This is a genomic window from Maribacter sp. Asnod1-A12 (genome assembly GCF_045063735.1).
Taxonomy (GTDB): domain Bacteria; phylum Bacteroidota; class Bacteroidia; order Flavobacteriales; family Flavobacteriaceae; genus Maribacter.
On sequence record NZ_JBEFNZ010000006.1, the window covers coordinates 3,318,606 to 3,331,483 of the forward strand.

The following is a 12,878-nucleotide window of genomic DNA, read 5'->3' on the forward strand; positions in this document are numbered from 1 at the left end:
AAATAACTATAAAACAATAGATTGGAAGGTAAAATATTAGTGCGATACTAAGGGGGGATATCCTTTAGATATATGACCAGAATCCATTCATTTTATATGCTTGAATTTAGCGAAATGAGATAGTTTTTTGGCAGTATTTAATATGGTTTTAACGTACAATTACAAATTTGATAATTGCAAAGAGAATATTTCATAATTGAACACAAAACAATAATGTTTATTAATGAAATGCAATTAAAAATGTTAAAGGAAAAATTGGTTTTTCATTGGCAATTAAAACTAATCCTCTCTCAACTTGGAAATTACCAGACCTACATTCTTTTCTTCAAACTTGCCTAAAAACTTTAGGGCGTAAGTAACAATTTTAGATTTTGGAGCTTTTATAAATTCGCCAAGTCTTAACACGGTATTGTCCATTTGATGAATAGCGGCATCTTGGTTACCATCTCCTAATCCCCAAAGTAGATTTGCATTTAACCATGATAATGCTCTGGCTTTACCTAAGCTAAAGTTGATAATTTCTTCATCGGTATTTTTTCCTGCAATGTCCAATAGAAAAAGTAAGGGAGAAACCCTACTTAATCTGTCTTGCATTTCATTGACAATATTGCCAAGAATGGTATTTACTGCATTAAAATCATTTTCAATATCAATTATTTCTTTGCCTTGCATTACAGTGCTTGCTGCTAAACCCAAATCCAGATTAATGTGGGTATTGATGCCTAACATGATATGTTGTAGAATGGTTAGTGGGTCGTTTTTGGTATCAAATGCAAACTGCCAAGATGTACTGATTGGTTGGTTTGTTTTATAACCGTTGTATGCATCTATATAGTAGTTGGCAAAGGCAACATCAAAAGTTTCCATTCGGGCATTATCCTCAAAATTCCCTAATTGTACCTCATTCAGAATTTCAGCAGTAACCCTTCTATATAAAAAAGCAAAATATCCTATGCGGTCATTGTTTACTATAGCATTATCAATGATACTGTCTAATTGATTTAGAACTTCCTGTATGGTGGTTGGTCTGTTTATAATTTCTGATTTTACAAAAGCACCAAGCTTTTGCTACAGTGCCAAAACCTATAACAGGTTTGATATTTATAAATTTATTCATTTCTAATTGTTAAATTACCCTAACTGCAATTAAAGTTTTGATTTATATCATTTTAGAAATGAATCATAGTAAAAATTAAAAAGCAGTGTAAGATATCAGTCCAGACACTGCTAATTATATTATTCTATAATAATATCGAATTCGATATATTGAAATGCACTTTTTAAGTATGTAAAATTATAATATACTACGCCATAGTAGTAAGTGCCGTTTTCCCATGCTAAATCTCCGGTAATAGTTGTAGTCTCTGGAAAATTATTATCTTCTGTCGCACCAATTTTAAGAGGAACACCGTACATATAATGGTTATTAAAGTTGGTATTAAAACTATTGGAGAAAGTTCTTACTTCTTCAAACCCTGTGTGTTCTTTAACTTCCGTAACAATTACCTTAGAAAAATCGATAGCTTCTAAAGTTTCAGGTTTGTGATTAAGACTCTTTTTAATTAATAGACCATACAAAATACCATCTCCTTTAATCTCTCCAATTTGTAGAGATGACCAGATAGATTCATCTACACCGAAAAAGGTTTCTTCAGGGTTTCTGAATTCACCGTTATTGTAAAAATTATTAAATCCTCCTGTGCCTTCTACATTTATTTTGTCTACTCCAAATACTTCTACATGCGGATTCACTTCTGGAAAATCAGCGGCATCAATCAATTCAATGTTTCTGACTTCTTCTGAAGATGTTCCGTTTTGGTCTGTAACAGTTATTATAAAATCATAAATCCCTTTTGGAGCTTCTGCAGGTATATCAAAATGCTGATGCATAGTAGCATTTTTTAAACCTTGATATTTATCCCAAACCATTTCAAAAGACCAATCTGTTGAATACGTTTCTCCTTCTCTTTGCTCAATATTTATAGTAACTAGATTTAATAAATCACCTGCTAAAAACTCTGCATTAAAGTGAAAATCTTCTCCTACGACTCCAAGTTCATTGTTAAATAATCCTACTTCAACTTCTGACACGGTAGGCGCTATTAAGATGATTTCCTCAACCTCCTCATTATTATTACAAGAAGTTAGAAATAATATTGTTGAAAATATAGAAAGTAGTGAAAATTGTAATTTGTTTTTTAAGTTAAGATTCATTCTAATATTAATTTCATGTTTTCAAAACCTTGTGATGATTGCCATGGTACATAACTGTTGATACCGCAATCAGTATTTAAAAAATGTGTATATAATTTTTACTCTATTATTTTTATATCTATGGATGTTCTAGATTGCCAACCTGTAGCATCTGTAACAGAATATGCACAGTGATAATCGCCCGTATCTATATCGTTTGGTATAGTTATAGATACATTGAATTCATAACTAGTTAGCCCCTCTTCGATAGAATAGTTCTCTATATAAATTAGTGGGTTTATGGCAGTTTTTAAATCCTCTAGAGAGCAGTCGCCAACTTGGTCATCATGAGTATGATGGTCAAAATTATGATGAATATCGATACTGTATGCAGCTAGTTCATCATTATCGGTTACCATAGCTCTAAAATTATAGGTTTCTCCTCTAGTTAGTAATTCGCAACCTTGAGGAAAACCTTCTGTATAATCAATGCTGATTGTTGGTTTTTCTTCATCGATAGTATCACTATCGATGTTCGAACATGCGGCAATTAACAGCAATAAGGGTAAAAAAAGAAAATATTTGAAAGTAGACTTCATATGATATGTTTATAAACCGCATAGTATATTAAAATACTATGCGGTATTAAATTTTGAATTATGCTGTAATATCTATATGAGTATCATATTCTTCGGTATTACCATCTTCATCTTCAACAGTAAAAACCATATGATATTCTCCGGCAGGTGCTGTAGCCGGCACATCGATATGTTGGTGGAATTCAACCTCGGTTTCTTCATGGTAACCTTCTAAGTACTCAGCTTCGAAATCCCACTCTTCTTCTCCTTCTGCAACTGTAAGTCCGTGTGCATGAATATCAACAGTTATGCTATGTATACCGTTAACTGCATTAATCATAAATTCTGCATGAAAATCCTCTCCTCTAGCTACTGAACTGTCAATAGAAAAATCACTTAAGGTAATGACATCTAAAATTTGAACATACCCCTCTACTTCTGTACTATTTCCTAATTCGTCGGTTACCAATAATTCAATATGGTATTCTCCAGAAGGAATATCTGTAGGTATATCGATATGTTCATGAAAACTTGGATTTATAACCAAGTAGTCTGCATCTGTAAATACTTGTTCAAATTCCCATTCTACTTCGCCTTCTTCAAGTTCTAGGTCATGCGCGTGAATAGAAAGAGTAATACTACTAACGGTAGCTTCTGCAGTAATATCTGCGGCTAAATGAATATCTGAACCTATATAAGCATATGCTTCTTCAGTTTCATGGTCATGGTCTTCCTCTTCGTCTTCGTCCTCGTCATGATGACCTTCGCCATATTCAAAATTGGTAATTTCAGGAGCACTCAGTTCGATGCTGCTGTCATCATCACTACTACAAGATTGCAGAAAGAGTGCGAATGAAGCGATAATTGCTAAAAATTTAAAGTTTGGTTTCAAAATAGTTGTTTTCATGATACTTAATTTTAATTAGATTATTGATTATTGAATATTAAAAAGGAATGGTTAGCGATATTGATATATTTCTACCGGCTTCTGGCACATCTATGAGCCTATAAAAACTAGTATGATTAAAATATTTGGTGTCGAATACGTTATTCAGTTTTACGCGCATTTCTAGTGGTAAGCTATTTTTAAACACATCCAATTCTGATAAGAAAGACATGTTCAATACTTGATAGCCGTCTGTTTTTTCTTCTGGTGGTACAATTTGTTCCTGAGCTGCGGTAATTCTAAAATCTGTTATCAATTGAGGTTGGTTAAAAAACAAAAGTTTTTCAAATTGATATCGGGCAGATAATAATCCCGATAAAGGCGGAGAAAACGGCAAAGTAAATCCTTCTTTTGGACCACTTTGTTGTCTGGAATACACATATTCAACAGATGCATCCAACTGCAAGTTTTTAGTAATAGTAGCGCTTGCATTGAATTCACCACCTATTCTAAATACTTCAGCCTGCGTGTACTCATAAATTTGTATGGTTTCATAATAACTTGAAGTTGGATTTAGGTAAATATAATTTTGAAAAATATTTACAAATGGACTCACACCAACACTAAAAGAGTTTTCAGTGTGTTCAAAGGATAAGTCTAACTGATACGAAACTTCTGGGTCTAAATTTAGGTCACCTCTTTCGTAGCGATACATGTGATAGTTAACTCCATCCGAAGCCAACTCGTTAGCCAAAGGCATTCTAAAACTTCGACCAACATTTATTTTGTAACTGGTTTTGTTCTGAATATAGCTAAGCCCCAAAGAAGCACTGAGGCTGCCAAAATCTATAGTTTTGTTTTTAGATCGTTGTAAATATATATATGATGTAGAGCCATCTTCGTTGTTTACTGTTGATGGATACCAATCAAAATATGCCTTGGTGTCTACCCTACCAACGTCATAACGCAATCCTCCTAAGACATGAAGGTCGGTATTGATTTCAAATTGATCATAAGCAAAAATACCCGCCGTAAAACGATTGTATTCTGGTATTAGAAATCCCCACCCACCGATATTATTGTTTTGGTATTCCATGTTCAACCCTAGAACCATGTCATGTTGGTCGGTAGGTTTAAACGCATCTCTAAAATTTAAGGAATACGTGTTTTTAATAAACAAGCGCTCTTTAGTATTTGGTGGTTGTGGCATATAACCATGAGGAACAGGTTCTGAATGCTCTTCTCTATTATTATTCTGGTAGCCAAAGTCAAAGAATAATTCATGGTTACCAGTATTTACAGTGGTGTTGTTAGTTATTTTAAAGTGATTGACTTTATGATATGGAAGGTCAATATCTCTGTTTGAGCTATCATAATCTATACTAGATGTACGTACTTCAAGACCGTGAGCGTTGGCAAAGAATCCATTTTTGGCATTAACATTACTAAATACGGTTTCAGATTTGAATCCCTCAGTTACATATCCAATACCTAAACTGGCATCTGCTTCGTTACCCGCTGTATTCCTTAAATTATTTTCATGTAATTCAAATATGTAATTTTCATAATTGATTCTATCTGCCGGTACTTTATAGTCACCATAATCTCTATAAGTAATTCTGCTGCGATAAAACCATTTATCTTTTCTAGAAACAATACCCGCAGAAACACCTAGCAAGTCATTATTGCTCTCGCCAAGAATATTAACTTCACCACCAAAAGAATTTGGTAACGGAGTTTTATTGGGTTGTATATCTACAACGCCAGCAATAGCATCTGACCCGTATAATAATGAAGCTGGGCCCTTAATAATCTGTATGTTCTCAATACCATACTGGTCTATTTCTAGACCGTGGTCATTTCCCCATTGTTGTGCTTCGTGTTTTATGCCATTCTGTACGACTGCAATACGATTAAACCCTAAGCCTCTTATGACTGGTTTAGATTGTCCTGATCCGATATTGATAGTGCTTACCCCGGGTATTTTACTCAAAGTTTGCATTAAACTATTTTCTCTATTGCTATTTAAAAACTCTTTAGATACTGTTTGAGAAACAATTGCGATTTCTTGAATTTCCCTATTTTTTGTTTTTCCGTTGACTTTTACCTCATCTAAAACTGTAGTGGATTCAACTAAGAATATCTTAATTTCTTTCATATTCGGCCCCACATCAACACTAATGGTTGTAGGCTCGCAACCAATATGAGATGCTGTAAAAGTGTAGGTACCTTTAGAAACATTGTTAATAGAAAAAGCACCAGTAGTAGTTGAAACTGCAAAAAGATTATTCCCGACAATTGATGCGCCTTGTGCTGGTGTTAAGTCTTTAGCGTGCAACACAATTCCTTTTACTTGAAAAGTTTCTTGTGCAGTAGCTATTGAGCACAGGCTAGAAAATAGCCATACACCCAGTATTTTATAAAACATAATGATATACTATAAGATTTGAATTGTTATTCTCTGAAAAAAAACATGTCAAAGCCTATACATTTATATAATAAAAGATTACATAACATTTGATTTCCAATCACTTTTATAAAAAAGTGGTTTGTGGAAAATTCAATTTGTAAAAAGATAAAATGTATAGAAAACTTATAGTAAAGGTGGTGGAGGTCTAGAAAAAAGTTCGCTTGTAACCAAAGTATTGGCAACTATAGAACTGTAGTCGCTAGTTTGTTTAGCTTCAGTAACAAACAGATTGTTTATAATATGAAAATTATCAACAGAAGGAGAAATGGTTGCGGTTAAACTATGCGTAACCGCATGGCTACATATAGCACAAGTGTCGTGCTCGGTATCATCAGTTGTATGCGAAAACGAATGAAGCCCTGTCATTTTCATGGATAGAAAAAGAACAAGCAAAAAATAAGTGATATTTTGTTTTGTACGACTTAGCTTCATTACTATTAAAACGTGGTTATTCGAATTGGTCAGTTTTTGCAAACAATATTTACCAAAGATATTACCTTTTTCAAATTAACGCAACTAAGTTGTAATAGATATTTAATTTAACTTTTCTAAAAAACCGATTAATTATTTCAATAGTATACCATAGCAGTCAGTAAGTATGTAATTAAAGTGTTCTATGTCGTCTTTATTTAGTTTTAAGATACCTGTAATGAGAACAATATCGTCAGTTTTAAAGTCTTGATCAGACTTAAAAACGATTTCTACTGCAGTCTCAGGTCCGCCATTTCCACAAAAGAAACAAGAAGATAAAGGGTTTTTAGATAAGACAATTAAATCGCCGTTTGGAGAAATATCTAAAAAATAACCAGATAATGAAACTTGTTTGCCAACAAGATCAGACATCTCTTTGCTAAACTTTGGGTAAAGAAAATTAGCGTCATAATCTCTAAAATATTTTTCGGTGTATTCTATATCGGCTAAATCTTTCCAGGTAAGATCTACTTGACCTATTGCGTTTGTAGATAATAGAAATACGAATAGATAGAAGAAATTATTTTTCATCACTTATAATTTTTGAGATATTCATTTTTAATAGCGGCAGAATAGCAAGTAAAATCGAAAGTATAGATATCACCGTAACGATAAGTAAGGTTTCTATCATTTGATTTCTAGAGAATGTCAATACAACATCTTGCTGAAACTGTGATTTGAACATGTTGACAATAAAAAGTAGACCCAATTGAGAAAATAGAAAGCCGAATAATAAAGAAGCTAATACCATTACAAAACCTTCAAGTGCAACTATGTAGATGATTTGAAAATTACTCGCGCCGTAAGTTCGCATTAATGCGAGATCAAATGCACGTTCTTTGACCATTTTATATATGCTAATGAAAATAGTGATACAAGAAATAAGTAAAATGATATACGCAATCCAAGATATGGCTTTAACCCCAACACCGGTAAAACGAAAAAGTCTTTGCAATTCATATTTAGGCAAGGCAGCTTGCATATTCGTTGTTGTATTAATTCGCCTTGGAAAAGTCATATACCCCATAGGATTTTTAAAAGAAACCAATATTGATGTTATTTCTTTAGTATCCTCTTTATGATTATCGTGTTCTTTTTCATGTTCATGACGATGATCAACTTCATCATTTTCTTCTTCTATATGTTCTTCGCCATGTTCATGTACGTTCCAAATACTTTCTAGGTTGGTTACAATAAGTCTGTCAATTACTTTATGCGTGGTTTTATAAATACCGACGACCTTAAAAGATTGGTCGTGCTCTTCAATTGAATTTTGGGTCAATCCGTGAGAACTTACAAACTTATCACCTATTTTCAAACCAGAACGTTGTGCTACATCGTTACCCAAAACCGCCTCCATAGAATTCTCTATCTCCCTGCCCTTTAAAAGTTTTGCTTTGTAAATATCTCCAAAATCAAAAGTGGATCCAACAATGCGATAACCTTTATAATTATCTCCATAAGATATAGGTACCGCTTTTTTTACCATCGGGTTCTTAGACATCTTTTCGACTTCAGAAAACGGAATGTTTCCCGTTGGATTATCGATATGTAAAACTGAAGAAAGTACTAATTGCAATGGACTTCCCTTTGCACCTACAACCATTTCTATATCACCTAATCCATTTTCAAATTGATTTTGTATAGAGATGTCTAATTGCTGAATACCTAATAATAAACCAACACTTATCGATAAGGCGAAAATACTTAGAAAAGCATAGAGCGGTTTATGTAGAAGGTTTTTAAGGCTTAAGGTCCAATTGTTCATAACGTAATTACATTATTAAAAGCAGATTTAATACGCGCATCGTGCGTAATGACTATTAGATTAGCCTTATTGATCGAAGCTTGTTTCAGTAACAATTTCAAAACATTATTACAGTTTTCATCATCTAAATTAGAAGTAGGTTCATCGGCTAATATGATTTTTGGTTCGTGTACTACAGCTAGTGCAATACCTAAACGTTGTAATTGCCCTTCACTTAACTGGTTTGCTTTATTTTTTTTAGTCTCTGTTAAATCTAATTGTTCTAATAAAAAATCTATAGCCTTAGGGTTGACGGCTTTTTTGCTAAAAAATAGACGTGCCTTTAAATTATCATATACATTTAAAGACGTAATAGCATGACTTTTTTGAAAAACGAGTCCAATGTGTTGTCCTCTAAATTTATCTATTTGAGCATGTGATAATGAATTGATCTGTACATCATCTATTACAATAGAACCCTCGGTGGGTTTTTGTAAACCTGCCAAAAGATGTAGAAGAGTTGTTTTACCAATACCGGATTTTCCAAGAATGAGTAAGTTTTCTTGCTCATTGAGTGTAATATTGGGAAAGCGAAAAAGCTGTTCCTTATTTTTATATTGAAATTTAAGTTGATCTGTGTGTACCATATAATTTCCTGGCATTTTTAAGCTATAGGCCAACGATCTTGTTGTGGAAATAGTTGTTCTTTCCATAAGTCTATCTCTGGCTCCGTAAGAATACATTTCTCTAATTCAGAAATCATTTCTTCTTTGTCTATATGCTGCCCTATAAATACCAATTCAATTTTTCTATCACCAAAAAGAACATTCCAATCTGATTCAATTTGATTTTGATTTTCAGCAAAAGCACCGTAGCCTACGCGTTCAGCTAAGGGCATTGATGCCCACCAAACACCAGCCGAATCTGCTTTACAAGAGCCTCCTGCAGAGCTCCATAGTAATGCTTGGTCAGATCTTGATGCCAACCAAAACAAACCTTTGCTCCTTATTATATTCTGAGGAAAACGTTGGTTTAAATAGTTTAAAAAACGGTCTGGATGAAAAGGTTCTTTACTTCTGAAAACAAATGAACTAATGCCATATTCTTCGGTTTCAGGTATATGTTCGTTCTCTAATTCTTTTAACCAACCAGCAGAGGCTTCTGCTTTTTCATAATCGAATAACCCCGTATTAAGTACGTTTTCTAGTTCGACTTTAGATTCATTGGCTGTAATTATACGGGCTTCAGGATTTAATTTTTGAATAATAGCAATAAGCTCTTCTAACTCTTTTGTGGATACCAGGTCAATTTTATTGATGACGATGACATTGGCAAATTCAATTTGGTCGGTCAATAAATTAACGATGGTTCTATCATCACCCTCAATATTGGTGAGGTCTCTTGTCGTTAGATAATCTGAACTAGAAAAATCCTTTAAAAAATTATAGGCATCGACCACGGTAAGCATGTTGTCTATATAGCTAAAACGACTTAAATCAATGGCGCCGTCTTCACTTTCAAAAGTAAATGTTTGAGCTACTGGTATCGGTTCACTTATGCCTGTACTTTCAATCAGTAAATAGTCAAACCTATTTTGAGAAGCTAACTTTTCTACCTCGACCATAAGATCTTCTCTTAAGGTACAACAGATGCAACCGTTAGACATTTCCACCAATTTCTCTTCGGTTCTAGATAGTGTATTTTCATTTTCAATAAATTGAGCATCAATATTAACCTCGCTCATATCATTAACTATGACCGCTACTTTTAAACCTTTTTTATTATGAAGTACATGGTTCAACAATGTAGTTTTTCCAGCTCCTAAAAAACCGCTTAACACGGTAACAGGTAATTTTTTCATGTGTTCGATTCTTTTAAAATTAAACTAGTCTTTATTGCTTCTTCTAAAATAGTAGGTTCACTTCCTGGCCCTATGGTCAAGAGTTTAGATCCTATTGTAGGTATGCCGTTAAACGGTCTAATGAACACCTTGCCATCTGGTGTTCTTTCAAAATAGGTATACTTGTCTTCTCCTTCAATTTTTGCACAGCCTTTTACACGTAGTATGCTATTGGGCAATTGTTTGCATATGCTTTCAATACAAATATTACTAGGTAGATCAGGTAAATCAACAGAGCAAGATGACCAATGTGCTTTTTGATGGTCGAATTTTGTAGCAGTATTATTTGTGGGCAATAACAGCGGAAGAAGAGAAACATCTAAGTCGTCTATAGTAATAATTTTAGCAGTTGGGTTGAGTGCTTTTAATGCTTTGATAACTAAGGTTTGTCTATCTTTTGTCGTGTGTTCAAGATGAGTTAATACAAGAAGAGAGGAAACCTGAATTTGATTGGATTCTAGTTCATTATGTTCTCTCCTATTTTGCCAATTTTTTACATCTACGACAGATATTTGAACTGGAGGTAAAAAACGATCATGGAGCCCCACGCCCAGAAATTCCATAAGCGAGCAGGCATCAGAGGTTCCATTTGCTTCAATTAAGGTTATTCCGTTTTCTCTTTTTGGTATTCTATTTACGGTATTTCTAAGTTCCATGATACCGCTACAACAAATACAGCTACCGCTTAGTGCTTTTATAGATTTAACATCTAATTTATTCGTGAGCTGTTGCGCATCTAGATAGGCATTTTCATAATCATTAAGAATAACAAATGGACTCCACCCTTTGTCAAAATAGCTATTGATCAGGTATTTTAACAAAGTTGTTTTTCCCGACCCCAAAAAACCGACGACGGTTATTATAGCTTCCATGTGAATAATATTGTTTTAGTTGACTATTTAGATACTGCCTTCAATTTGATTTAGTTTATTCATTTTTTCGATTAAATCTCCGGTAATGGCAACTACGGCAGGTTTTGGTATATTATCGGCATCAAAAGGCCAGGTACTGGTAGGCTTGTTTAAATCTGTAGTTTGTTCACCTGGGTGTTGTACGCTCAGAAATAGCGTTTTTCCATCCGGAGAAAACCAAGGTCCGGTAAGCTCTGCATCATTTGGAGCTGAAACTACCCTGATTACCTTTCCTGCATCACCACCATATCGTGGAATAACAAAAAGACTATTGTTTTTAAAAGGCATATAAGGTTTGTCTGTTCTGTTCATAGAACTTCCAGAGATGTCTGAGGTCATCCAAAGATTGCCCGATAAATCAAATGCTAAGTTATCTGGACAAGAAAAACCGTTTTCTTCTCCTCCTGCCAAATAGGTAGAAGCTTTAAAATTTAGCGCATCAAAATTACCCTTGTTTTCTTCTATTTTTAAAATAGAACCATGAAAATCTCCTTGAGGCTTATTATTGGTCAATGAAATAAAAATATGACCAGTAATGGGATCTATTTCAATGTCCTCGGGTCTGTTCAATTTTGTCGCACCAAGTAATTTTGCAGCCTCTCTTGCTCTGATCAAGACTTCAGTCTGGTTTTTAAACTTATTTTTTAAAATAGGTTGGCTTGCCCAATCTAGAGCTAACCATTTTCCGTTGATCGTATCTGCTACATATAATGTTCCTTCCTTTAAAGAACCTGGTTTAGAAGAAATGAACTTATATAAATGCTCGTCATTTCTATCATCAGCAGTATAAGCCACTACGCGCTTATCTTCTAATTCAAAAAGTGTACAACATTCATGGGCAAACCTACCTAAGGCTATATGTTTTTGTGCATACCCGTCTTTTGGGTTTACTTCGACAACCCAACCATAATGTTCTGGTGGGTAATTATAAAATTTTTCCCAACCGTAAGAACTAGGTCTATGCGTAGCTACATTATTTGTGTCGTATTCTGTTTCTCCAAAAAAACCATCATAGTTTTCTTCGCAGGTAAGAAATGTTTTCCATGGTGTAATACCACCTGAGCAATTACTATGAGTGCCAATTACGGTAGTCTTTTCTTTAATTGGGGTGTCCCAATTTAGTTGAATAGGTGTTTTAGCAGTTATTCTTCTATTATGAGGATCGTTTTGAACCATTTTCCAAATACCATTTTCTTCTTTGATTCGTATGATACTTCCTCCTACATTGTACATTTCTTTATCAACATGTTCTTTAGTTCTATGTTGAGAAGGGTTTTCATATGCATTAGCATCAAAGTCAGAAACAAAAAGAGGATTTACGTACTCATGATTTACCCAAAGTAAACCATCTTTTGGTTCGCTATCATCCAAAGGAATAAAACAAGTAAAGTCGTTGTTGAAACCAAAAGAGTCTGTATCGTTAATTTTATCTCCCCATTTAATAATGGTATGATAATCTAATCCGTTAGCTAATAAAAGGTCATCTTTATCAGAAGCTACTAAACCTTCTAAAACTAATGATTTTAACACGTTTAGTCTTTCTTTGGGTGTAATTATAAAGCCTTTTATTGGTGTTGCCGTACTACCACAACCTATTAAAAATTGAGGCATAACAACAGTACTTAAACCCGCTTTTCCCATGAAGGAAATAAATTTTCTTCTATTATACTCCATCATAATTTATTTAGAAAAATGTAATTCCAATTTTGCTTTGATTTGTAA

12 protein-coding genes are annotated in these 12,878 nt (G+C 33.8%); all 12 read right to left on the reverse strand.

From position 1 onward, the window contains the following. Positions 1 to 279: 279 nt before the first annotated feature. Positions 280 to 1,038 (reverse strand): DUF5995 family protein, encoded by a 759-nt coding sequence (locus ACJJVP_RS14310; RefSeq protein ID WP_405416207.1) that lies wholly within the window; start codon positions 1,036 to 1,038, stop codon positions 280 to 282. 198 nt (positions 1,039 to 1,236) lie between these two features. After that, the gene (locus ACJJVP_RS14315) at positions 1,237 to 2,214 is read right to left on the reverse strand and encodes a DUF4625 domain-containing protein (RefSeq protein ID WP_405414555.1); all 978 of its coding nucleotides are present in this window, start codon (positions 2,212 to 2,214) and stop codon (positions 1,237 to 1,239) included. A gap of 98 nt (positions 2,215 to 2,312) precedes the next feature. Beyond that, positions 2,313 to 2,792, reverse strand: coding sequence for a DUF4625 domain-containing protein (locus ACJJVP_RS14320; protein WP_405414556.1), 480 nt, complete (start codon positions 2,790 to 2,792; stop codon positions 2,313 to 2,315). A 58-nt stretch (positions 2,793 to 2,850) separates the two neighbouring features. Then, positions 2,851 to 3,678: a DUF4625 domain-containing protein gene (locus ACJJVP_RS14325; protein WP_405414558.1), complete on the reverse strand. Its 828-nt coding sequence runs from the start codon at positions 3,676 to 3,678 to the stop codon at positions 2,851 to 2,853. A gap of 37 nt (positions 3,679 to 3,715) precedes the next feature. Then, complete coding sequence (locus ACJJVP_RS14330; RefSeq protein WP_405414560.1) at positions 3,716 to 6,085, reverse strand: TonB-dependent receptor domain-containing protein; 2,370 nt, start codon at positions 6,083 to 6,085, stop codon at positions 3,716 to 3,718. Between the two features lie 165 nt (positions 6,086 to 6,250). Continuing rightward, positions 6,251 to 6,499 (reverse strand): hypothetical protein, encoded by a 249-nt coding sequence (locus ACJJVP_RS14335; protein WP_405414561.1) that lies wholly within the window; start codon positions 6,497 to 6,499, stop codon positions 6,251 to 6,253. A 192-nt stretch (positions 6,500 to 6,691) separates the two neighbouring features. Beyond that, on the reverse strand, positions 6,692 to 7,129 hold the full coding sequence (locus ACJJVP_RS14340) for a hypothetical protein (RefSeq protein WP_405414562.1): 438 nt from the start codon (positions 7,127 to 7,129) through the stop codon (positions 6,692 to 6,694). Then, positions 7,119 to 8,366 (reverse strand): ABC transporter permease, encoded by a 1,248-nt coding sequence (locus tag ACJJVP_RS14345; protein WP_405414564.1) that lies wholly within the window; start codon positions 8,364 to 8,366, stop codon positions 7,119 to 7,121. Before ACJJVP_RS14345 ends, ACJJVP_RS14340 begins: the two co-directional genes overlap by 11 nt. Then, positions 8,363 to 9,058, reverse strand: a complete 696-nt coding sequence (locus ACJJVP_RS14350; RefSeq protein WP_405414566.1) for an ABC transporter ATP-binding protein — start codon at positions 9,056 to 9,058, stop codon at positions 8,363 to 8,365. Before ACJJVP_RS14350 ends, ACJJVP_RS14345 begins: the two co-directional genes overlap by 4 nt. After that, complete coding sequence (locus tag ACJJVP_RS14355) at positions 9,010 to 10,206, reverse strand: GTP-binding protein (protein ID WP_405414567.1); 1,197 nt, start codon at positions 10,204 to 10,206, stop codon at positions 9,010 to 9,012. Before ACJJVP_RS14355 ends, ACJJVP_RS14350 begins: the two co-directional genes overlap by 49 nt. Then, a complete protein-coding gene (locus ACJJVP_RS14360; RefSeq protein ID WP_405414568.1) occupies positions 10,203 to 11,117 on the reverse strand; it encodes a GTP-binding protein in 915 nt (304 codons plus the stop codon). The genes ACJJVP_RS14355 and ACJJVP_RS14360 overlap by 4 nt, the downstream gene beginning before the upstream one ends. 27 nt (positions 11,118 to 11,144) lie before the next feature. Next, positions 11,145 to 12,830 (reverse strand): PhoX family protein, encoded by a 1,686-nt coding sequence (locus ACJJVP_RS14365; protein ID WP_405414569.1) that lies wholly within the window; start codon positions 12,828 to 12,830, stop codon positions 11,145 to 11,147. Between the last annotated feature and the right edge of the window lie 48 nt (positions 12,831 to 12,878).